Below are 22,445 nucleotides of genomic sequence, written 5' to 3' on the forward strand. Positions count from 1 at the left end.
CCCTGTTTTACCCAGCCGCCTGTCATATCCAGGTACAGGGGCGGTTGTTGACGCATTCTGAACAAACTGATCGGTCATTTCGGCCGCAATGATATTTGGGAATGGGTTGATGTCGATCATCGTTGATCGGAGACGTGTTATATGAGCGGCCGGATGGCGCGTTTGGCGCTGGGCGCTTATCAGGCGGTTGGGACGTTGATTACGCCCTTCGTCGGCGGCTACCTGACCTATCGCGCCGCCAAGGGCAAGGAAGACAGGGCCCGGCGGCTTGAGCGCTCCGGTTACGCGAGCGCCGATCGCCCGGCCGGCCCGCTGGTCTGGTTCCACGCCGCAAGCGTCGGCGAGATGAATGCCGTCATCCCGCTTATCCGCGAAATCCGCCGCCGCGACGTCCACGTCATTTTGACGACGGGCACCGTTACCTCCGCCAAGCTCGCCGCCGAGCGTGTCGGCACCGAAGTCATCCACCAATATGTGCCGCTCGACCTGAAGCCCGCCGTCAGCCGTTTCCTCAATTACTGGCAACCCGACTGCGCGCTGATCGCCGAATCCGAGATCTGGCCGGCAACAGTCCTTGAGCTCGGCCGCCGCCGCATTCCGCAGATCCTCGTCAATGCCCGCATGTCCGATCGCTCCTTCGCCCGCTGGACCCGCCGGCAGGCGCTGGCCGAGGCGCTGTTCGAGAACCTGGCGCTTGTCATCGCCCAGTCGGATGTCGATGCCGAACGTTTCCGCGATTTGGGCGCCCGCCAGGTGCTGATGTCCGGCAATCTAAAGGTCGATACCGACGCGCCGTCCTATGATCCCGCCACCTTCGCCCGCTACCAGCAGCAGGTCGGCGACCGCAAGACTTGGGCGGCGATCTCCACCTTCGATGGCGAGGAGAAGGCGGCCGGCATCGTCCACCGCACGCTGAAGGAGCGCAACGGCCAGCTGACCATCATCGTGCCGCGCCATCCCGAGCGCGCCGATGCCATCGAAGCCGAACTGGTCAAGCAAGGGCTGAAGGTCGCGCGCCGCACCCGCGACGATGCGCTGACGCCCGATATCGATGTCTTCCTTGGCGATACGATCGGCGAGATGGGGCTTTATCTGCGCATGACCGAGGTCGCCTTCGTCGGCCGCTCGCTGTTCGGCGAGGGCGGGCAAAACCCGCTCGAGCCGGCCATGCTCGGCTGCGCGGTGCTATCGGGCAGCAATGTCCAGAATTTCCGCGAGGCCTATCAGCGCCTCGCCCGCCGCGGCAGCGCCCGCATGGTGCGCGATACCGAGATGCTGGCCAAGGGCGTGCATTATTTGCTGACCAACGACCCGGCGCGCCGCAATATGATCGAGGCCGGCGCCGCCGCCGTGCAAGAAATGCGCGGTGCGCTGACGGCGACGATGAAGGGTCTCGAGCCCTACATCAACCCGCTGACGGTGAAGGCCAGACTGCTGCCGAAGACGGCGGCGCAACGCTAGAGACGGATAAGGGCATGCAGGCGATCAAGGGTATCCTGTTCGACAAGGATGGCACGCTTCTCGATTATGACGAGAGCTGGCTGCCCGTGAACCGCGAGCTGGCACGCATCGCCGCCAGGGACGACGCCGCACTTGCCGACCGCCTGCTGCTTGCCTGCGGCATGGATCCCGTCACCGGCCATATCGTTCCCGACAGCCTGCTCGCCGCCGGCAACACGCGCCAGATTTCGGATGGCCTCGTTGCCGCCGGCTCGACGGTTCCGGCCGAAGAGCTGACGGTCAGGCTCGACGAACTCTTTTCCCACGCAGCCGATTTCTCCGTGCCGGTCACCGATCTCGCTTCTTTCTTCGCCCGCCTGCATGCGCGCGGCTTCAAGCTCGGCGTCGCCTCCAGCGACAATGAACGCTCGATCCGCCAGACGGCCAAGCGCTTCGGCTTTGCAGAGTACATCGATTATGTCGCCGGCTACGACAGCGGCCACGGCACCAAGCCGGAGCCAGGCATGGTGCTCGGCTTCTGCGCGGCAACCGGTCTCGACCCCTCGGAAGTCGCTGTCGTCGGCGACAACAACCACGATCTGCACATGGGCCGCAACGCGCATGTCGGCCTGACGGTCGCAGTTTTGACCGGCACCGGATCGCGGGAATCGCTCGCCGCCGCCAGCGATTATTGCCTCAACGATATCACCGAACTCGAAGGGCTGCTGCCCGACCTGCAGTTCGCCTGATCGACCAAAGGCTTGCTTTTTCTTGAAAATTGCCTTCTCTTTTCGCCCGGTTAGGGGTGGCGTCCGCGTTGAGCGGACAGGTGGCGCGAAAGGCAGGACGGCAAAGATGGTATCCGAAGCGCCACCGTTCTGGTGGACGAAAGCCGATTGGCGCGCCTGGACGCTTTATCCGATCTCCTTCCTTTACGGCCGTATCTCGGGCTACCGGATGGTCAACGCCAAGCGCGCCTCCGTGCCGGTCCCCGTCATCTGCGTCGGCAATTTCACCGTCGGAGGCGCCGGCAAGACACCGACCGCGATCGCGATTGCCCGTGCCGCCAAGGCCAAGGGTCTGACCCCTGGTTTCCTCAGCCGGGGATATGGCGGCTCGCTCGATGTGACGACCGTGGTCGATGCCGGCCACCACCGCGCCGTTGCCGTCGGCGACGAACCGCTGCTTCTCGCCCGCGAAGCGCTCACCGTCATCTCCCGCCGCCGTGTCGAGGGTGCCAGGCGCCTCGTCAAGGAGGGCGCCGACCTGATCATCATGGATGACGGCTTCCAAAGCGCGCGCCTCGCCATCGACTACGCGCTGCTCGTCATCGACGCCACGCGCGGCCTCGGCAATGGCCACATCGTCCCGGGCGGCCCGGTGCGCGCGCCGATCAAGCTGCAGCTGCGCTACGCAACAGCGCTTCTGAAAGTCGGCGCGGGTGCTGCCGCCGACCAGATCGTGCGCATCGCGGCGCGCGCCGCCAAGCCCTATTTCACCGCCTCCGTCACCGTCTCCGATGGCGCGGACCTCAAGGGCCGGAAGGTGCTCGCCTTCGCCGGCATCGCCGATCCCTCGAAATTCTTCCGCACGGTGGACGGCATCGGCGCCGAAACCGTCGCCCGCCGTTCCTTCGGCGATCACGAGCACCTGACCGACGACGAGATCGACGACATCCTCGAAACCGCCGCCCGCGACGACCTCCAGATCGTCACCACCTCCAAGGACTTCGTGCGTCTCACCGGTCATCACGGCAAGGCCGAGACGCTGGCCGCGAAGTGCCGGGTGATCGAGGTGGAGATGACATTCGAGGACCATCTGGCGCCTGGGCTGATCATCGACCGCGCGCTGGATGCGTGCAGGGAACGACGGCTGAAGGAGATGGCGGCGGGGTAGGGGCGTTAACGGGCGTTCTACCGTGCAATACCCCCCTCTGTCCTGCCGGACATCTCCCCCACAAGGGGGGAGATCGGCTCGCGGCCTGCTCCCCAATCAAACAATGAAGGTATAGCGAGCGGCTGCGCCCAGCAATCTCCCCACCTGTGGGGGAGATGCCCGGCAGGGCAGAGGGGGGTAATCCTCGCTTAGTGCCTGCCGGAGCACCCTTGCGCCACGCCCGCCTGCTGCAACCCGCGCGCGATGCCCACGTCATCACCCCCACCCCACAACACATGTCGGATGCCGTCGCCCCCAATCGTCTCTACAATAGGTTCAACATGGAGGAGACGTCATGCCCCGCTATCTGGTAGCCATTCACCACCCCGACGACTACGACCCCGCCGTTTCGGAAGATGAGGCGATGCATCGGGCGATCGATGCGCTGAACGACGAGATGGTCGCGGCCGGCATCCGGCTCTTCGTCGGCGGCCTCCATCGGGCGGGCACCGCCAAGTCCTTGCGCGCCGATGCCGATGGAACCGTGTCGGTGAGCGACGGTCCCTATCTCAAGACCAGGGAGCATGTCGGTGGTTTCTGGGTGCTGGAGGTTGATGGCATGGACGAGGCGCTGGCCTGGGGCCGCAAGGCTGCTATTGCTTGTCGGGCTCCTGTCGAGGTTCGGGCGTTTCATTAGAGTGCTGTCGAGCCGAGGCGGTGTTGTGCCGCGTGGCGCCCCCCTCTGTCCTGCCGGACATCTCCCCCACAGGTGGGGAGATTGGCTGGGCTTGCCCGCTCGCTCAACCTTCATTGTTTGGCGTAGACCTCACCACTGGCCGATCTCCCCACCTGTGGGGGAGATGCCCGGCAGGGCAGAGGGGGGTAATCCTCGCTCGGCGCCTAAGCCGCTACTCCACCACCCCAAACACCGGCCCATACCCGCCATGCCAGGAAAAATCACTGCGCCCCAATTCGCCGCTATAGAACCCCGCGCCACCCCCGCCATCGAGAAACAGCGCGTCGGCGCATTGCAGGTGATCGCGAAACAGCCGCGCGAAATCGTGGAAATTGACCGGATCATCGCTGACGACAAACCGCACCATCCCATCCGCGCAGACGCCAACGCCGCTCCGCCGCGTCCGGTCGCTGGAGCCGACGATGAAGATCGGGTTGATCTTGTTTGCAATCACCAGCATCGGCCCCGACTGCGTGGCAAGCCGGACGTCGGGGCGCTGCTTCTCGAACGTCGCGGTCGGCAGGATGCCCGCGCCCTTGTCGCCGATATAGAACACGCCATTGGTGCTCTTGTAGAAGTTCGGCACCGGCCCGCTCGCCTTTGGCGCCTTGACGCTCGCGACCGGCCGCAACTCCTGACCATCTTCGACATAGAGCCCGATCGGCGAGAAATCTTCGTGATACATGCCGGCATTGAGCGCGAAGACGAGCGTCTTGCCCTTGGCGGTCACGGCGTCGGCGATACCGGGGAAAGAGCGGTAGGGCGCTCCGTCGTCGCCCTTCCAGAAGAGACGCAGATCCGCCTTGGCGGGATCGACGGTGCAGATGACATAATTGGTGTTCTCGACCGTTTCCGGCGCGCAAGGTCCGGCAAGCGCGGAGCCCGCGGTCCCAAATAAAACACCTAGCAGAATGACCATCCCGGCGAGGGCGGCGGAGAGCAGGCCGGATGAACGGATAGGCACCAGTTCTCGTCCTTTGCGATGTGAGGAACTCGCGGTGCCCCGGTTTAGCTCTTGCGCGCTTCCAGGCGCCGGCGGTCGCGTTCGACCGTCTGGAAGCCCATCGGCGTCAGGCGGAATTGCCGCTTCTGGAATTCGCCGCGGATCTCGACGAAGCCCTGCTGCTCGGCCTCATAGAGCGTCTTCAGCCCCATTTCCTTGGGAGGAGTCTGCCAATCCCGACCGACGGCGCTGTGCAGCAATGCGAGGATCTTGATCATTGTTTTCTCCATGGCCGAGGCGCGGCTTCCACCGTCTCGCCAATGCCTTCACACCAGCGATTAGCGCTTCTGGTTCGGCAGCACGCCGGCGCGCTTGTCGGCCTCGAAGGAGGAGATCGCGTCGGCATAGGGCTCCTGGCGGGCGACGCTCCAGTAGCGCAGTTCGTCGAGCGGGATCTGCTTGCCCGTCATGGCGCAGACGACGTAGGAACCCGGCGACAGGATCTGAAAATCCGCATCGAGATAGCGTATCTTCGCTTCGCGGTTTCCGTTTCCTTCAAACAAGTTCATGCGCTCCAATCCTTAAAGCCAATCCTCAAAACGAGGCCGTCATCGGATTGCCATAACCCGCAACAGCCGCCATTGCCAGCGTTTTCAGCTCCGGCCGAACAGCCGCTCGATGTCGGAAAGCTTGAGCTCGATATAGGTCGGCCGGCCGTGATTGCACTGTCCGGAACCCGGCGTCACCTCCATCTGCCTGAGCAGCGCGTTCATCTCCTCCGGCCGCAGCCGCCGTCCGGAGCGCACCGATCCGTGGCAGGCCATGGTCGCCGCCACATATTCGAGCTTGGCCGAAAGCCCCGAGGCCGTGTCCCACTCGGCAATCTCGTCTGCCAGCTGCCGGATCAACCCGGATGCATCGACCTCGCCCAGCATCGCCGGCGTCTCGCGCACCGCGATCGCCCCCGGCCCGAAGCGCTCGATGCCGAGTCCGAGCTCGCCGAACTCGGATGAAAACTGCATCAGCCGGTCGCAATCCTCTTCCGGCAGGTCGATGATTTCGGGGATCAGGAGCACCTGCGAGGCCAGCCGCTTGGAGTGCAGCGCCTTGCGCATCGCCTCGAACACCAGCCGCTCATGCGCCGCATGCTGATCGACGATCACGAGACCTGTCTCTGTCTGCGCCACGATATAGTTCTCGTGCAGCTGCGCGCGCGCCGCGCCAAGCGGGAAGCGCGACGGCGCCTCGGCTTCCGAAGCGGGCGAAGGCGCCGTCCAGGACGAGGTCTGCACGGTCTCGGCCCGCGCCGCCGGCATTGTCAGCCCATCGAACGAAGCCTGCGGCCTCTCACCGAAACCGTTGCCAACAGGGCGCTGATAGGATGGCGAATAAGAGGAGGAACCGGTCGGCGCGGCGGAGAAAGGCCGCGATGGCGAGGTCTCGGCGCTCCACGGCTGTTGCGGCTGCTGCTGCGGCCGGTAGCCGTTCGGTTGGAAGCCGGGGCGGAAGGCGCGCAGCATGCCGTCGGCGCCTGTGGTCGCCGCCCGGCTGCCGTCGCGCGCCAGGGCCTCGCGGATCGCGCCGACAATCAGTCCGCGCACCAGCTGCGGATCGCGGAAGCGAACGTCGGACTTGGCCGGATGCACGTTGACGTCGACAAGCGCGGGATCGAGGCCGATCGACAACACCGCCACCGCGTAGCGTCCCGAAGGGATCGTCTCGGCATAGGCGCCGCGGATCGCCGAGAGCACCAGCTTGTCCTGCACCGGCCGGCCGTTGACGAAGGCATATTGATGCGCAGCGTTGCCGCGATTGAAGGTCGGCACGCCGGCAAAGCCTGTGAGCGCCACATCCTCGCGCTCGGCATTGATCTCGATCGCGTTGTCGCGGAAATCCTTGCCGAGGATCTGCGCCATGCGCGCCAGATGGTCCTCTCCGGTCGCCGGAAATTCCAAAGTCGTGCGGTCGGTGCCGGATAGCACGAAACGCACTTGCGGGAAGGCGATCGCCATGCGCTTGACGATCTCGGTGATCGCCGCCGCCTCTGCCTTTTCCGTCTTCAGAAACTTCAGCCGCGCCGGCGTCGCGAAGAACAGGTCGCGCACCTCGACGATGGTGCCCGGATTGAGTGCCGAGGGCCTGAGATGCTGTAATTTGCCGCCCGCCACCGAAATCTCCGCCCCGCCATCGCTGTCGCGGCGGCGGCTCGAAATCGTCAGCCGCGCCACCGAGCCGATCGAGGGCAGTGCCTCGCCGCGAAAGCCGAGCGTGGAGATATCGTCGAGCGTATCGGTGATCTTCGAGGTGCAGTGCCGGCGCACCGCTAGCTCCAGATCGCGCTCGTCCATGCCCGAGCCGTTGTCGGTAACGCGCAGCAGGCTCTTGCCGCCGCCGGATGTGGCGATCTCGATGCGCGTTGCGCCTGCGTCGAGTGCATTCTCGATCAGTTCCTTGGCCGCACTCGCGGGCCGTTCGATGACCTCGCCGGCGGCGATTTGGTTGATGAGCGTTTCGGAAAGCTGCTTGATCGACATGCCGCTATTTTCGCGGATTCGACGGGGATAGGGAAGGGTGAAAACGACGATCTCGGGGCTTGTCCAGACCCTAGGATTCCGCTGCTTAATGTTAAGCACGCCTTAAGACTAAACTGGCATTTTGCCGATAATACCCCGCCGCAAATGCAATCCATTCGGACAGATGTAGGACGTGTAAGTATGAGTGCCGGTCGCGATCAAGCGGACACAGCCCCGCAGGAGGGCGCGGTTGAGACCGCGGCTGGCCTCCAGGCGGCGCTGTTCGACGCGGTCTGCGAAAGCCTGTCTTCCGCCTTCATCGTCTATGACAAGACCGATCACATCGTCTTCGGCAGCCGGCAGGTGCTCGATTTCTTCCCGATCTGTGCCGATCTCTTACAGCCCGGAACACGGCTCCGCGATTTCCTCGGCGCCGTCTACGAGACCGGCATCCGCAGCCGCTCTGCGGGCAAGCAGGGTGCGCTCAGCCGCGAAGACTGGCTATCGCAGAAGATCGCCACGCACTGGCGCGAGCGCTATGAGGCGGTCGAACGCTACGGCAACGATTGCTGGGTCGGCTTCCAGAAGCGTCGGCTCGCCAATGGCTATGGCGTCTGCGTCATCTCCGATATCTCGGAGGTGAAGAAGCGCGAGGAGCAGTGGCGGCTCGATCTGGAGCGCGTGCAGCTCACCGAGGATATTCTCGACAACCTGCCGTTCCCGCTCTTCGTCAAGGACCGCAACCTCACCTACGTCGCCGTCAACGTCGCCTTCTGCGAGAAGTACCAGACGACGGCCGATGAGGTGCTGGGCCGCAAGAGCGCCGAACTCTTCTCGCCAGAAGTCGCCGCCCGCTTCGAGGAAAGCGATCGCCATGTCCTCGAAACCGGCGAGATGTCGGTGGTGCGTCAGCGCCAGATCGCCCGCGACGGCTCGGAGCGCGAAATCATCTCGCGCAAGCACCGCATCGGCAAGCCGGGACGCTATTTCCTTGTCTCGACGATGCAGGACCTGCCGCGCGAGGGCGGCGATCTCGAGGAATTCGAGAAGGCATCGAGCGTCACGACATCGGCCAAGAGCACCTACCGCCGCGCCTATGTTCCGATGGACGGCGGCAGCGAGCGTCGCGAGCCGGCCGCCATGGAAGCCATCGTGCCCGAGAATTTCTCCGGCCGCCGTATCCTCGTCGTCACTGGCGATATCGCCGCCGAGACCGCGGCGCTGAGAACCCTGGCCAAATATGGCTTCGAAGCCTGCTCGGTGCGCAATGAGGACGAGCAGGAGCAGTTCCTGGAGATCGCCTCGTCGGCCGGTCTTTCGCTCGATCTCGTCATCATCGACAACCAGATGGGCATGCGCTGCCTGGAGCTTGCCGAGCAGTACGGCATCTCGTCGCTGGTGATGGATGGCTTCCAGATTTCGACCGAGCTCACCTTCCAGATCGCCCGTCATTTCAACCGCAACAATCGCGGCGCCATGACGGACCGGATCGATGGCGACTGGGAGATCAGCACGTCGGACGAGCAGCTTGAGCTCGATGTGCTGGTGGCCGAAGACAACGATATCAACCAGATCGTTTTCTCGCAGATCCTCGAAGGCCTCGGCTACCGCTACCGCATCGCCGCCACCGGCGATGAAGCCGTACGCATGTGGACGGAATACCGGCCAAAGATCGTGCTGATGGATATCTCGCTGCCCGGCTTCAACGGTTTCGAAGCCGCTCGCCTGATCCGCCAGGTGGAAGGCGATGGACCCCGTACTCCCATCATCGGCGTGCTCACCCAGGCCTTCGAGCGTGACCGCGCCGAATGCGCCAATGCCGGCATGGACGACGTGATCATGAAGCCCGTCAGCCCGGATATTCTGGAGACGGTTTTCCAGAAATTCATGCAGCCCGAGGCACAGCGGGCCTCTCTTTAGGTTCTGATGGCGGTCAACTCCCCAATTCTTGGGAGGCAATTCACGATGATCCAGGGTTGTCGAATATCGAATTTTTAAGACTTGCCCGCCATTCTGCCGGGTATTGGGGAAGCTCTGGATCAGAATGATGATGTTGGCGGATATGCCATTGGCGCCGGTGAGCCAGAACGAGCTTCAGACGATGGCTTACACCGACCCGCTGACCGGGCTCGGAAATCGCTATCGCATGCGCGACCGTATCGCCCAGATTTCGGCCGAACGCGCCGACGATCCGGCGCCATTTACCATCGGCATCGCCAATCTCGATAGCTTCAAGCCGATCAACGACCTCTTCGGCTCGGCCGCCGGCGACGAAATTCTCTGCCAGGTCGCCCACCGCCTGAAAGCCTGCATTCCCGATGGCGCCGTCGTCACGCGCCATGATGGCGACGAGTTCGCCTTCGTCCTGCCGCTGGTCTTCGAGCGCGCCAGCGCCGAAAAGTTCGGCCAGATGATCCGAGAGGTCCTCTCGGCGCCCTACGATCTCGGCGACCGCAACGTCCGTCTCTCCGCCTCCTTCGGCTTCGCCATCTATCCCTTCGCGGGCGAGGAGTTCGAGGAATTGCTGAAGAGCGCCGAAACCGCGCTCTATCGTTCTAAGCGCCGCGGCCGCAGCCAGATCACCGTCTATTCGCGCGAGATCGCGCAGGAGATGAAGCGCGCCACGCAGCTCGAGCAGGCGCTTCGAAACGCCATCATCTCCGATGCCATCGACGTGCATTTCCAGCCGATCGTCTCGCTCGCCACCAGCCAGGTCCTCGGCTTCGAGGCGCTGGCCCGCTGGAACGATCCGGATCTCGGCTTCGTCTCGCCTGGTGTCTTCGTGCCGCTCGCCGAAGAACGCGGCTTCATCGATGCGCTGTCGGAAGCGCTGCTGCGCAAGGCGGCCGAAGCGGCACTCTCCTGGCCGCGCGAAATGTTCTTGTCCTTCAACCTCTCATCCGCGCAGCTGATGGACCCCGGCACCAGCGCCAACGTGCTCTCCATTCTCGGCCGCGTCGGCTTCGATCCGCACCGTCTCGAACTCGAGATCACCGAGACCGCCGTCATGGGCTCGGCCGATACCGCCAACCGCATCATCGCCGACCTCAGACAGGCCGGTGTGCGCATCTCGCTGGATGACTTCGGCACCGGCCAGTCCAGCCTCGGGCGCCTGCGCGATTTTATGTTCGACAAGATCAAGATCGACCGAGCCTTCGTCTCGCGCATCAACTCCGACCGCGCCTCCGAGCATATCATCAAAGCGATCCTGACGATGTGCGAAGGCCTCGATCTCGAAGTCGTCGCCGAAGGCATAGAGGATTATTCGGAAGCCGCGAAACTGCGCATGCTCGGTTGCGGCATGGGGCAGGGCTACTATTTCGGCAAGCCGGCCGACGCCATCGCGACGCTCAGGTTCCTGCACGAGAACGAATACGACACCGGCGAACGGGCGATGGCGTAAGCTCCGGCCGTTACTTGATCAGCGCGAAGAGGCCTGCCGTGGCAGCAATCGCCGCGAGCACGACGCCGAGAATGATGCAGACGACATTGATGATCCAACCCTGATCGGGTTTGGAATCGAGCTTGCTGTCGATGCGCGCCAGCTGTCCGAGCACTGTGTTCAGCGTCGAGCGCATGTCATCGGCAATGGCTTTGGCGGCGCGATGTTCCATGCCGTTGATTGTGCCATCTCCGCTGCCCGACAGCAACGATCTCCACCTACCACAAAAGCCGATGGCGCCCTCTCGGACGCCATCGGTTACGCATGCACTGCGACTAACGATGCAGTGTTTACTTGGCTGTCGTGGAGCCGGTTGCGGTGTTGTCCATCGCGCCCGGAGCCGGGGCCTTTTCGGCCGACTGCATCTGCAGCGTCTTGAATTCAGGTGCCGCCTTCAGCGTTTCGGCCGTTTCCGAGGTCGTCAGCTTGACGCTGCCATCCGTGGTGTTCTGCGCCACGGTGATCTTGTCCATCGGCACGGCGACGTTCTTTTCGCCGATGCCAAGGAAGCCGCCGACGCCGATCACGGCTGCGACAAGGCCGCCATCCTTCTTCATGATCAGGTCGTTGACGTTACCGATGCTTTCGTTCGTGCCGTTATAGACGGCCTGACCGATATAGGTGTTGGCGCTGACCTGATCGGCGGACTGCTCCGTCAGATAGGTGCCGCCGCCCGCCTGTGCGGTATCGGTGGTTGCGGCCGGTGCGGGTGCCTGGGCGGCATCACCTGCCGGCTTCATGGCATCCGGCTTCGGCGCTGCCGGGTCGGCCGGTGCCGACATGGACGGTGCGCTCGGCGAGGCCGGCTGGGTCGCGCTCTGCGAGAAAGCGACCGGTGCGAAGGCCGTGGCAAACAGGGCGCCAGCGGCAACGGTGGTGAGAAGTTTGCGTGTCATATCGTACCTACTTTCAGTGTCCTTGGGTGATCTCTGGCCAAGCTTTTCTCTTCTAGCGAGAGCTGTGTCAGCTCGGCCGGTTCGTGAAGTAAATGAATGGGTTGGCTAATAGTTCCCAGAAAAATACACGCAGAAACTGACGGAATTTTCGGAACTTTTCCGATATTCGAGCCACGCTGGCGGAGCAGCGCGGTACCGTCGCAACGCAAAAGGGCGCCCCGAGGGACGCCCTTGAAAACACATCATGGAAGATGCCTTAGAGAATGTAGGCCGCGTCGAAAACGCCGCGGACGCTGACGCCGAGCTCAAGCAGGGCGCCGGCATCCGGCTGGTTGGCGCGGGCTGCGTCGTCCAGGCCTTCCCAGGCGGTGGTGACCGCCAGCCGGTCGGCATCCGGGCCGATGAAGGCAGGGCAGGAGGGCTGTGCAGCGGGCACCTTGTAGCGGGCGATGCGCAGGCCATCGGGGCTGTAGCGATCGACGGTGCCGGCACCCCAGCGCGCGTTCCAGATATAGCCGTCGGCATCGACCACGGAGCCGTCGATCCCGCCGTCTTCCTCCATGCTGTCGACAAGCACGATCGGCTCGCCGGTCGGCAGGCCGGTCTCGCGATCGACCATCACCCGCATCAGCCGGCTGAGATGCGTATCGGTGAAATAGCCGACCGAGCCATCGGGCGAGAAGCAGATCGAGTTTGGAATGGTGATGCCGCCGAAGAGCTTCGTCACCTTGCCGCGCGCCACATGATAGATCGCGCCGGCCTGGGTTTCGGCGCGCTTGCTCATCGTGCTGATCCACAGGCTGCCCGAAGGATGCATGCGCCCGTCGTTGGAGCGGTTTTCCGGCCGGTCGTTTTCGAGTGCGGCGTAAAATGTCAGGCCGCCGCTTTCGGTGTCGCGCACGAACAGGCCCTGCTCGGTCGCGAGCAACTGCCGCTTGGCGTCGATCCGCGCCAGCACGCTCGCCATGACAGGCAGCGTGTGCACCTTCTTCTCTTCGGTCGAGAGGTTCAGCTCATGCAATTCCTTGCCGAGAATGTTGAACCACCAGATGGTATTGGTATCGGGATCGTAGGTCGGTCCTTCGCCCAGCACCGAATTGGTGCGCGACAAAGTCCGCCCCGCGAACTCATGAATGTCGGTCATACGCTCAAGCTCCCACTGCTGCGTCGTATGCGTAAATGGTTGCTTTGGCGCGCTCGGCAACCTCGGCGACAGTCATTCCCGGCTTGTAGATGCTCGTGCCGAGCCCGAAGGCGAGGATTCCGGCCTTGGTGTACTCGGCGAAATTCTTGTCGGAGACGCCACCGACGGCCGCGATCGTCAGTTCCGGCGGCAGGATGGCGCGGATCGCCGTGATGCCGGAGGGGCCAAGCACGCTGGCCGGGAAAAACTTCAGTCCGGTCGCGCCGGCGCGCGCCGCGGCAAGCGCTTCGGTGGGCGTGAAGACGCCGGGCATCGTCACCATGCCGTAGTCGCGGGCGCGGATGATCACGTCAGGCTCGACGTTCGGCGTCACCAGAAGCTTGCCGCCGGCATTGTGCAGGCTATCGACCGCCTCGGTCGTCAGAACGGTGCCGGCGCCGATCAGCACGTCGGCCGGCGCCATCTTGGCGGCGATCTCGATCGACTTGAACGGCTCGGGCGAATTCAACGGAATCTCGATCGCGGTCAGGCCGTTTTCGATCAGCGCGCCGACGACGCCTTCGGTCTCCTCGGGCTTGATCCCACGCAGGATGGCGATCAGCGGGCGCTTCATGGCGGGGAAGGGGATGCGGTTCATCGCTCTGTTCTTTCTTGATTGGGCTTAGTTGGGCCAGATGGCGTTTGCGGCGGCCGAAAGGCCACGAAGCACTGCCGTATCGGCATCGATGGTCGTGACGTTGAGCGAGAGCGCCTTGAAGGCGGTCTCGTAAAGCTTCTGCAGGCGGCCGGAGGCGACGAGCGCGATCGGCGTGTCGTTGGCGGCGTCGGCGAGCGCCCCCGAGATCTCAAGGCCGATCAGCGTGCCCGAAATCCGTGCCTGCGCCGCCGAAGCGCTCATGCCGTGCAGCAATTGGCCGGAGCGGGCCGTGAACAACAGGTTGGTCGCCATCTGCGGCTGACGGAAGGCGGTCGACACCGACGCCTTGAACGCGGAATTATCGGCCGGCGATTGCTCGGCGCCGGCAACCGCATGCGACAGGATCGTATGCTTGGTCATCGCGTCGAAGAGTTCGCCGGTCATGAAGGTGGAGAAACCGATGACCTCGCCTTCCTGCACATGCACCCACTTGGAATGCGTGCCCGGCATGCAGACGGCCTGCGCGCCGGTACTGTCGGGCCCAAGCGTGCCGAGCAGCTGGGTCTCTTCGCCGCGGATCACGTCGGGCGATGCCCGGTCGCGCTGGGCAAGGCCCGGCAGGATGCGGATGTCGCGGCTCTGGCCGGGCACGGGGACGGCGCCGGTCAGTATCGCCGACAGCGACGTGGGTACGTCGACATAGCCGGCCTCGACCCAGCCCTGCTTGGCACCGGCCATGCCGCAGACGATGGCGGGGATATCATCGGGGGCCTCGACCTTGGCCAGATGCTTGGCCAGCACCTCGGCGAAGCCGGTCTTGGCCGCCGTCGTCATGCCCTCGTCGCTGCGGCTTTCATTCAGCACGCTGCCATCGCTGCCGATCAGCCACAGCCGGAAGCTGCTCGTGCCCCAGTCGACCGCGATATATCGGGGTGTTGCCATCAGAAAATGCCTCCATCGACAATAAGGGACTGCGCCGTCACTGCGGAGGCGCCGTCGGATGCTAGAAACAGACAGGGTCCGACAATGGCGTCGGCCTGCAAAACGCGTTTGATGCACTGCCGCTCGATCATGCCGGCGATGCCCTCTTCTGTGAGCCACAGCTTCATCTGCCGCTCGGTGACGATCATGCCCGGCAGGATGCAGTTGACGCGGATATTGTCGGGACCGAGCTTGCCCGCCAGGCTCTTCGTCAGCCCGATGATCGCCGCCTTCGCCGTCGTGTAGGCCGGGAAGTCGGGCATGTTGAGCATGAAGGCGATCGACGACATGTTGATGATCGCCCCGCCGCCGGCCTCCCGCATCGATGGCGCCACCGCCTGCGCCGCGAAGAACACGTGCCGCAGGTTGGTCGCTTGGTTGTTGTCCCAGTATTCGGGTGTCACCTGATCGAAATCATGCCGGTCGTCGCGCGCCGCGTTGTTGACGAGCACGCCGATCGGGCCGGAATGGGCGACGATCGCCTCGATGGTCGCGCGGATCGCCGCGACATCGCGCAGATCGGCATGGTGGAAGCGCACCGGGTGCAGGCTGTCGCGCGACAGGCGGTCGACCAGCGCGTGGCTTTCTTCCTCGGCGATGTCGATGAAGGAGACCTTGGCGCCCTGGCGGGCGAACCCCTCGACGATGGCAGCGCCTATGCCGGAGCCGCCGCCCGTCACCACCACGCTTCGGTCCCTGAATTCGGGATATTGCGCTCCAAGCTCCGCCACCACTATCCTCCCGATAGTTCCATTATTCAGAACTCAATTTGACTATATGGAATTATCGGATTAGCCTTGGGTCTCTGTCAAGGCATGAGGGCCAGCATGGGCGCGACTGATGGCGACATCATGGATAAAAATGAGGCCGCGGACAAACGCGAGACGGGTACGCTCGGCAAGCTGATGGTGCTGCTCGATATCGTCACCCACGCCGACGGCCCGATGCGTTTCACCGATATTTTGGCGGTCGCCGGCCAGCCGCGCGGCACGCTGCATCGCCAGCTTGGCCATCTCACCGAGGAAGGCCTGCTGGAAACGCTGGCCGATGGTCGCTACGCACCCGGCCTGCGTCTTCTCGATCTCGCCTCGCGCAGCTGGGCCCGCAACGAGTTCCGGCTGATTGCCGAGCCACATCTGAACGCCCTGCAGCAGTGGACCGGAGAGACCGTGCATCTCGGGGTCCTGCGCGGCGCCTCCGTCATCTATCTCGACAAGGTCGAGGGCAGCCAGCCGGTCAGGATGTACTCGCAGATCGGCAATGCCTCGCCCATCTACTGCACCGGCGTCGGCAAGGCGGCGCTGTCGGCGTTGCCGGACGATCGGCTGGACGCGATCATATCAAGCGTGTCGTTCCAGCGCTTTACGGAAAACACGCTGACGCCGGAGACGCTGCGCCGCGAGATGACCGACATTCGCCGTTCGGGCAATGCCTTCGACCGCGAGGAACACGAGGTCGGCATCCGCTGTGTCGCGGCCCCCGTCTACTCCGAGGACCTGTCCTTCGTCGGCGGCGTTTCCGTGACCGGACCGGCCTATCGGCTGACATTTGAGCGCTTGGAGGAGTGGACGCTGCCCGTCCGTCGGGCCGCTGAAAGCATCATGAGCGGCATGCGGATCGGCCTTGGCCCGCGCCGCTGACATGCCGCCAATTTGACAATCGTCAAATCCAGGAATGCTTTGTCACCTTTCGTACGGAAATATGCTCATTTTCAGTGGCTGGGCATATTGTGATTTTGTGAAGAATCGTCACAATTGCCAGTTGTCAATCCCCAGTCCTGGGGTGTAGTGCCGTAGGCTATATTGACGGCGATGCTGCCGTCGGCATGCGACCTGAGCAGGCCACTTATGACGTTCCTGATTTTTTGAGCTGATGACACCATGAACCCTTTGCCGCATTCGACTTCCGTGAACGTGTACGTAAACGAGGTATCTGGATTAAACACCCAGTTCGATATCTTTCGTTTCATGAAGAGGCTGACGGAAGCCTACCGGGTTCGCGCCTTCATGGTGCTCAATCTCCCCTCGGCCACTGCACGCGATCTCCAGAGCAACACGGTTATCACCAACTGGCCGGCCGAGCTGCTCTCGGCCTATGATCACGAGGCGCTGCTGACCAACAGTCCTGTTATGGGCAAGCTGCGCTCGTCGACCGTTCCGTTCTTCAACGACCTGTCGAAGGCGAAGCTGGATCGATCGGACGGCAAGTCTGGCATCGTCATGGCTTTGTTCGAGCGCTTCCGGATGATGCGCTGCGCCTATTTCCCGACGCACGACCCCTCCGGCGCCCGCGGCGCGGTGTCTTTCTCCGGCGACCGTGAGCCCTTCGCGCCCGAGGAGATGCTGGAGCTTCATTATATCTCCACGCACGTCTTCGACAGGCTGGCCGAGATCCGCGCGCTCGACAACCGGGTGGTCGACGCCCTGACCGACCGCGAGATCGACTGCCTCAACTGGACCGCCGCCGGCAAGACCAGCGTCGAGATCGCCGATATCCTTGGTCTCTCCGAGCATACGGTCAATCACTACCTCAATCGCGCCACCAAGAAGCTCGATACGGTCAATCGCACGCAGGCCGTTGCCAAGGCGTTGCGCATCGGCCTGATCAAGTAGTGCCCAAATACTGTGCGCTATTGTCGCAGCAGCCTAAAAATTGCGCCAGGGCGCCGGCCATCCAGCCTCTTTTGCTGCGGATAGGGCCAGATTCGGCGCCATTTCGAATTGGCACGCTTTCTGCTTCCTAATTGTCAGCGGTCCAGAGGGGACTTGGCAACGACGCCATATTAAAGGCGCGACCTTCAACCCGCCGCTCGATCCCGGCAGCCTGTGCGCTGGGCATCGAGCGGCGGGTTGTTGTTTTTGGGATACGCCTCCCGGCCTATAAGCGCAGGCTTATGCATTTTTCCCTCAATTCTGACTGGTCTTTCAGATCTGACGCCCTAGAAACCCTTTATCCACTTGGGTGACCGTTGTGCCATCAGGGCGAAAGCCCGGCGGACTTGATGGCTCAGCGGTCTCCTTTGGAAACTCCCCCCTTCTTCCCAGGTTTTTGCCTAGCGCCGATTTTGTTTGGCGATCACTTCGTGCTCCTCTATCTACAGAGCCAGATAAGGGTGTGAGGACGATATGACTGAAGTCACCAAGGAACAGGTGCTGGAAACGCTGGCAACGGTGCGAGGCCCCGATCTCGAACATAATATTGTCGAGCTCGGCATGGTCTCCGATGTGTTCATCTCGGATGGCAAGGTCTACTTCTCCATCACCGTTCCCGCCGAGCGCGCCAAGGAGCTGGAGCCGCTGCGGCTCGCCGCCGAGCGCGTCATCAAGGAAATGCCCGGCGTCAAGGGCGCCCTGGTCGCGCTGACTGCCGACAAAAAGGGCGCTCCATCGGGCGCTGCCGCCTCCCGCACGCCGCCGCAGGCTGGTCACGGCCATGCCGGCCATGGTCATGAAGGTCACGCACACGCGCAGCCGCAGCAGCGCGCCGGCAAGATCGGCGTGCCTGGGATCGGCGCCATCGTCGCGGTCGCCTCCGGCAAGGGCGGCGTCGGCAAGTCCACCACATCGGTCAACCTCGCGCTCGGCCTGCAGGCAAACGGCCTGCGCGTCGGCATTCTCGACGCCGATATTTACGGCCCGTCGATGCCACGCCTCCTGCAGATTTCCGGCCGCCCCACACAGACCGATGGCCGCATCATCAATCCTATGGAGAATTACGGCCTCAAGGTCATGTCGATGGGCTTTCTCGTCGATGAGGAAACCGCGATGATCTGGCGCGGCCCGATGGTGCAGTCGGCGCTGATGCAGATGCTTCGCGAAGTCGCCTGGGGCGAGCTCGACGTTCTCGTCGTCGACATGCCGCCCGGCACCGGCGACGCGCAGCTCACCATGGCCCAGCAGGTGCCGCTCGCCGGCGCCGTCATCGTCTCGACGCCGCAGGATCTGGCGCTCATCGATGCCCGCAAGGGGCTGAACATGTTCAAGAAGGTGGAGGTGCCCGTTCTCGGCATCGTCGAAAACATGAGCTACTTCATCGCTCCCGATACCGGCGCGCGCTACGATATCTTCGGCCATGGCGGCGCCCGCGCCGAAGCCGAGCGCATCGGCGTGCCCTTCCTCGGCGAAGTGCCGTTGACGATCAATATCCGCGAAGCCTCCGACGCCGGCACCCCGCTGGTCGCCAGCGAGCCGAACGGCATCGTCGCCGGCATCTATCGCGACATCGCCGCCAAGGTCTGGGCGCAGCTTGAACAGAAGCCGCAGCGTGCCGCTCCCGCGATCGTATTCGAGTAAAGTGTGCCGTTTCCGGGCGTGCGGCTAGACTCCCAATTGCGGGCAAAATGTGATCAAACAACGCAGTTCACGTAAGATGTCTTGATTCTTGCGTGGGTTTCCGTCATATGGCGCGCCGTCGCCATGAGGGCGGCGTGTGCGAATGCTCGATGATAGCCAGCCCTGCAGCGGCGAATGCCTGCTGCATGTTCGGAGTTCTCTTGTCGATCGAAGGATTGGTGACTGCGATGCGGTTGAGCATAGTGCATACCCGAGCTTCGGCCGGCTATGACGGGATATTGATGAACATTCTTCAGCCGCTTTCGTTAATCTCGAAGACTTGCAGCTTGAGCGCCGTTTTTTCTGGCGCTTCGCGGAAGGTTTTTTGATGCGAACGGCGATGGCCCTCACAGCCCTGGATCACGGGAGAAGCGCCCGGTGATCACTGCCTATTGCTCCAATTGCCAATCGGTCGAGCTCGGTGACCTCACCAAGGTCGAGACCATGCGCGACGATATCGTCTGGATCGACATGATCGAGCCGACGCGCGAGGAAGAGGCCTATGTCGAGAAGGCGCTCGGCATCGAGGTGCCGACCCGCGAGGACCTCAAGGACATCGAGCCCTCAGCTCGTCTCTATACGGAAGGTGACGCCGTCTTCATGACCGCCTCATTGGTCTGGAAGGCCGAGACCGATGCGCCAGTGCTGACGGATGTCGCCTTCATCCTCGCCGGCAAGCGGCTGATCACCATCCGCTACGCACAGCCCAAATCCTTCGCGCTCTTTATCGCAGCGCTCCACCGCATTCCCGCCCACTGGCGCAACGGCGCCTCGCTGCTGGCCAAGCTGTTCGAGACCATCATCGACCGCACGGCGGAAATTCTCGAGATCTCGGTCGCCCGCATCGATATCCTCTCGACCCACGTCTTCGGCGATCGCGCCAAGAAGGTCCGCAAGCCCTCGAACTATCTCGAAGAGAAGCTGCGCGATATCGCCGCCCATCAGCGCCTCGTCAGCAAGGTGCGTGACAGCCTGGCCTCCATGTCGCGGCTGATGACCTTCTTCTACAACGTGCCGGCCGTGCAGCAGGATCGTGCAACGAAGGAACTCTGCCGCACCGTCTCGCGCGATATCCAGTCGCTCAACGAGCACTCGTCCTACATCGCGGGAAACATCACCTTCCTGCTCGATGCATCGCTGGGCCTGATCAACATCGAGCAGAACTCGATCATCAAGATTTTCTCGATCGCATCGGTGGTCTTCTTGCCGCCGACGCTGGTCGCCTCCATCTATGGTATGAATTTTGAATTCATGCCGGAACTGCATTTCGCCCAGGGCTACCCCTATTCGCTCGGGCTGATGCTGGTTTCCGCTGTTATTCCCTTCTTCTTCTTCCGTTGGAAAGGCTGGCTCTGAAGAGCCTGTTTTTGTTTCATGTCCGCAGACAGCCATTCACACGACCAGAATATGAGCCCGCGCAAGCTCTTCTATCTTGCGCTGGGTTCTGTCGGCGTCGTCTACGGTGATATCGGTACCAGCCCGCTCTACGCGTTTCGCGAAGCGCTGAAGCCCGTCGCCGCCGATGGCCTCACCCGTTTTGAGGTCATCAGCGTCGTCTCGCTGATGATCTGGGCGCTGACCATCATCGTCACAATCAAATACGTGCTGCTTCTCTTGCGCGCCGATAACGAAGGCGAAGGCGGCACGCTGTCGCTGCTGGCGCTTCTGCTGAAGACCGCCAATGGCCACACCGCGCTTCTGATGATGCTCGGCCTCGTCGGCGCTGCACTCTTTTTGGGCGACGCGATGATCACGCCGGCGCTGTCGGTTCTGTCGGCCGTCGAAGGTCTGAAGCTCGTCGCGCCGCAGCTGAGCAGCTACATAGTGCCGATCTCGGTCGCCATCCTCGCCGTGCTCTTTGCCGTGCAGTCGCGCGGCACGGGAACGATGGCGCGCTATTTCGGGCCGATCACCGCGCTCTGGTTCATCGTGCTCGCCGTTGTCGGCATCTCGCACATCTCGGACGATTTCGGCATCCTCGCTGCCTTCAACCCCTATTATGCCGTGAGCTTCCTCATGCATGAGGGCTTCTTCGGCGTGATCGTGCTCGGCGCCGTGTTCCTGACGCTGACGGGCGCCGAAGCGCTCTATGCCGACCTCGGCCATTTCGGCCGCCGCCCGATCCAGTGGGCGTGGTTCGTGCTGGTCTTCCCGGCGCTGACATTGAACTATCTCGGCCAAGGCGCGCTGGTGCTCGGCAACCCGCATGCCATGTCGGACCCCTTCTACCTGATGTTCCCGAAGTGGGCGCTGTTGCCGGCCGTTATCCTCGCCACTGCCGCCACCATCATCGCCAGCCAGGCGGTCATCACCGGCGCCTTCTCGTTGATCCGCCAGGCGATCAACCTCGGCTTCCTGCCGCGCATGGAAATCCTCTTCACCTCGGAAACCAACACCGGGCAGATCTTCGTGCCGTCGGTCAATCTGCTCTTGTTCCTCGGTGTGATCTTCCTGGTCATCTCCTTCGGTTCGTCGGATTCGCTGTCGACGGCCTATGGTATCTCCGTCACCGGCGCCATGGTCGTGACCTCCATCATGGCCTTCGAGTTCGTCCGCGTCCGCTGGAACTGGTCGGTGCTGACGGCAACCGCCGTGCTGGCGCCGCTCTTCGTGCTGGAAATGATCTTCCTCGGCGCCAACCTGATCAAGATCCACGATGGCGGCTACATCCCTGTCTTGATCGCCACCGCCTTCGTCGTCGTCATGTGGACATGGCGCCGCGGCTCGGCGCTGCTGATGGAAAAGACCCGCCACACGGATATCCCGCTGGCCTCGTTCATTTCTTCGATCGAGCGCAAGAGTGACCACTCGCCGGCCCATGTGCCCGGTACCGCGATCTTCCTCACCAGCGATCCGGAATCCGCACCGGCCGCACTGCTTCACAATCTGAAGCACAACCACGTCCTGCACGACAAGAACGTGATCCTGACGATCCGCACGGTCAACAAGCCGCGCGTGCCGAGCGCCGATCGCTACAAGGTCGAGCAGATCTCCGAGCGCTTCTCGCGCGTCGAGCTTCTGTTCGGCTTCATGGAATCGCAGAATGTCTCGCAGGCACTGGCGACGTTGCGCAAGACCGGGCTGAAGTTCGACATCATGTCGACCTCCTTCTATCTCGGCCGCCGCAAGCTGGTGCCGGATGCGAAGTCGGGCATGCCCTATTGGCAGGACCGCCTTTACATCGCGCTCGCCAACGCCGCCGCCAACCCGTCGGATTACTTCCGCCTGCCGGCCAACCGCGTGGTCGAACTCGGCTCGCACGTCATCATCTGACGTGGCACTGCATCCTCCAAAAGCCCGGCCCTCGCGCCGGGCTTTTGCGTTTCAGGCTCTATAAGCAAATGCTGTATCAATTGAGGGCGGCGTATTAACCAAGCATCAAGGTTAATGAGACATTTTTATCGGCATGTTCATGCGTCCCATGCCGGAGTCTGGTGTTGCGTCGAAATAGTCGTGTCCCTGGCAAATCATGCACCCCTGGTGCGTCGCGCCGCTTCGATAAGCTGC

The 22,445-nt window shown here is 63.0% G+C and carries 21 protein-coding genes; 11 read left to right on the forward strand and 10 right to left on the reverse strand.

Features of this window, described 5'->3' with window-relative positions:
• Nucleotides 1–141: 141 nt before the first annotated feature.
• The 4 genes from waaA (at nucleotide 142) to ACODTZ_RS23570 (ending at nucleotide 4,012) form a co-directional block, all read left to right on the forward strand.
• On the forward strand, nucleotides 142–1,461 hold the full coding sequence (waaA, locus tag ACODTZ_RS23555) for a lipid IV(A) 3-deoxy-D-manno-octulosonic acid transferase (RefSeq protein ID WP_489028550.1): 1,320 nt from the start codon (nucleotides 142–144) through the stop codon (nucleotides 1,459–1,461).
• A gap of 14 nt (nucleotides 1,462–1,475) precedes the next feature.
• Nucleotides 1,476–2,189: an HAD family hydrolase gene (locus ACODTZ_RS23560; RefSeq protein ID WP_489028552.1), complete on the forward strand. Its 714-nt coding sequence runs from the start codon at nucleotides 1,476–1,478 to the stop codon at nucleotides 2,187–2,189.
• Nucleotides 2,190–2,295: 106 nt separating this feature from the next.
• Nucleotides 2,296–3,336 carry a tetraacyldisaccharide 4'-kinase gene (gene lpxK / locus ACODTZ_RS23565; protein WP_489028554.1) on the forward strand — a complete coding sequence of 347 codons (1,041 nt, stop codon included), beginning with the start codon at nucleotides 2,296–2,298 and terminating at the stop codon, nucleotides 3,334–3,336.
• A gap of 334 nt (nucleotides 3,337–3,670) precedes the next feature.
• Nucleotides 3,671–4,012: a YciI family protein gene (locus tag ACODTZ_RS23570; protein ID WP_489028556.1), complete on the forward strand. Its 342-nt coding sequence runs from the start codon at nucleotides 3,671–3,673 to the stop codon at nucleotides 4,010–4,012.
• 211 nt (nucleotides 4,013–4,223) lie between these two features.
• Here ACODTZ_RS23570 and ACODTZ_RS23575 read toward each other — a convergent pair whose 3' ends face one another.
• The 4 genes from ACODTZ_RS23575 to mutL all read right to left on the reverse strand — a co-directional run bounded on the left by ACODTZ_RS23575 (nucleotide 4,224) and on the right by mutL (nucleotide 7,528).
• Nucleotides 4,224–4,970, reverse strand: a complete 747-nt coding sequence (locus ACODTZ_RS23575) for a phosphodiester glycosidase family protein (RefSeq protein ID WP_489028724.1) — start codon at nucleotides 4,968–4,970, stop codon at nucleotides 4,224–4,226.
• Nucleotides 4,971–5,059: 89 nt separating this feature from the next.
• A complete protein-coding gene (locus tag ACODTZ_RS23580) occupies nucleotides 5,060–5,272 on the reverse strand; it encodes a hypothetical protein (RefSeq protein WP_113010083.1) in 213 nt (70 codons plus the stop codon).
• A 60-nt stretch (nucleotides 5,273–5,332) separates the two neighbouring features.
• The gene (locus ACODTZ_RS23585; RefSeq protein WP_018898598.1) at nucleotides 5,333–5,563 is read right to left on the reverse strand and encodes a DUF2093 domain-containing protein; all 231 of its coding nucleotides are present in this window, start codon (nucleotides 5,561–5,563) and stop codon (nucleotides 5,333–5,335) included.
• 84 nt (nucleotides 5,564–5,647) lie between these two features.
• The gene (gene mutL, locus ACODTZ_RS23590) at nucleotides 5,648–7,528 is read right to left on the reverse strand and encodes a DNA mismatch repair endonuclease MutL (protein WP_489028558.1); all 1,881 of its coding nucleotides are present in this window, start codon (nucleotides 7,526–7,528) and stop codon (nucleotides 5,648–5,650) included.
• A 180-nt stretch (nucleotides 7,529–7,708) separates the two neighbouring features.
• Between mutL and ACODTZ_RS23595 the strand changes: the two genes are divergently transcribed.
• Complete coding sequence (locus ACODTZ_RS23595; protein WP_489028560.1) at nucleotides 7,709–9,427, forward strand: response regulator; 1,719 nt, start codon at nucleotides 7,709–7,711, stop codon at nucleotides 9,425–9,427.
• 124 nt (nucleotides 9,428–9,551) lie between these two features.
• Complete coding sequence (locus ACODTZ_RS23600) at nucleotides 9,552–10,910, forward strand: putative bifunctional diguanylate cyclase/phosphodiesterase (RefSeq protein ID WP_018898601.1); 1,359 nt, start codon at nucleotides 9,552–9,554, stop codon at nucleotides 10,908–10,910.
• A 10-nt stretch (nucleotides 10,911–10,920) separates the two neighbouring features.
• Here ACODTZ_RS23600 and ACODTZ_RS23605 read toward each other — a convergent pair whose 3' ends face one another.
• The 6 genes from ACODTZ_RS23605 to ACODTZ_RS23630 all read right to left on the reverse strand — a co-directional run bounded on the left by ACODTZ_RS23605 (nucleotide 10,921) and on the right by ACODTZ_RS23630 (nucleotide 15,338).
• The gene (locus ACODTZ_RS23605; RefSeq protein ID WP_489028562.1) at nucleotides 10,921–11,157 is read right to left on the reverse strand and encodes a hypothetical protein; all 237 of its coding nucleotides are present in this window, start codon (nucleotides 11,155–11,157) and stop codon (nucleotides 10,921–10,923) included.
• Between the two features lie 82 nt (nucleotides 11,158–11,239).
• The gene (locus ACODTZ_RS23610) at nucleotides 11,240–11,845 is read right to left on the reverse strand and encodes a PRC-barrel domain-containing protein (RefSeq protein ID WP_489028564.1); all 606 of its coding nucleotides are present in this window, start codon (nucleotides 11,843–11,845) and stop codon (nucleotides 11,240–11,242) included.
• A gap of 256 nt (nucleotides 11,846–12,101) precedes the next feature.
• Nucleotides 12,102–12,989, reverse strand: coding sequence for an SMP-30/gluconolactonase/LRE family protein (locus ACODTZ_RS23615; protein ID WP_489028566.1), 888 nt, complete (start codon nucleotides 12,987–12,989; stop codon nucleotides 12,102–12,104).
• Between the two features lie 4 nt (nucleotides 12,990–12,993).
• On the reverse strand, nucleotides 12,994–13,626 hold the full coding sequence (locus ACODTZ_RS23620) for a 2-dehydro-3-deoxy-6-phosphogalactonate aldolase (protein ID WP_047508095.1): 633 nt from the start codon (nucleotides 13,624–13,626) through the stop codon (nucleotides 12,994–12,996).
• 24 nt (nucleotides 13,627–13,650) lie between these two features.
• Entirely contained in the window at nucleotides 13,651–14,568 is a 918-nt protein-coding gene (locus ACODTZ_RS23625) for a 2-dehydro-3-deoxygalactonokinase (protein ID WP_489028568.1), read from the reverse strand.
• Entirely contained in the window at nucleotides 14,568–15,338 is a 771-nt protein-coding gene (locus ACODTZ_RS23630; RefSeq protein ID WP_047508090.1) for an SDR family NAD(P)-dependent oxidoreductase, read from the reverse strand. The genes ACODTZ_RS23625 and ACODTZ_RS23630 overlap by 1 nt, the downstream gene beginning before the upstream one ends.
• A 120-nt stretch (nucleotides 15,339–15,458) precedes the next feature.
• Here ACODTZ_RS23630 and ACODTZ_RS23635 point away from each other — a divergent pair, with 120 nt between their 5' ends.
• From ACODTZ_RS23635 to ACODTZ_RS23655, 5 genes are all read left to right on the forward strand, one after another.
• On the forward strand, nucleotides 15,459–16,247 hold the full coding sequence (locus ACODTZ_RS23635) for an IclR family transcriptional regulator (protein ID WP_489028726.1): 789 nt from the start codon (nucleotides 15,459–15,461) through the stop codon (nucleotides 16,245–16,247).
• 240 nt (nucleotides 16,248–16,487) lie between these two features.
• Nucleotides 16,488–17,219 carry a helix-turn-helix transcriptional regulator gene (locus tag ACODTZ_RS23640; protein WP_047508087.1) on the forward strand — a complete coding sequence of 244 codons (732 nt, stop codon included), beginning with the start codon at nucleotides 16,488–16,490 and terminating at the stop codon, nucleotides 17,217–17,219.
• Nucleotides 17,220–17,732: 513 nt separating this feature from the next.
• On the forward strand, nucleotides 17,733–18,899 hold the full coding sequence (gene apbC / locus ACODTZ_RS23645; RefSeq protein WP_018898610.1) for an iron-sulfur cluster carrier protein ApbC: 1,167 nt from the start codon (nucleotides 17,733–17,735) through the stop codon (nucleotides 18,897–18,899).
• Nucleotides 18,900–19,316: 417 nt separating this feature from the next.
• Nucleotides 19,317–20,294, forward strand: a complete 978-nt coding sequence (gene corA, locus ACODTZ_RS23650) for a magnesium/cobalt transporter CorA (protein WP_018898613.1) — start codon at nucleotides 19,317–19,319, stop codon at nucleotides 20,292–20,294.
• A gap of 18 nt (nucleotides 20,295–20,312) precedes the next feature.
• A complete protein-coding gene (locus tag ACODTZ_RS23655; protein ID WP_018898614.1) occupies nucleotides 20,313–22,211 on the forward strand; it encodes a potassium transporter Kup in 1,899 nt (632 codons plus the stop codon).
• Nucleotides 22,212–22,445: the final 234 nt, after the last annotated feature.

Source organism: Rhizobium sp. FG113, assembly GCF_057809895.1.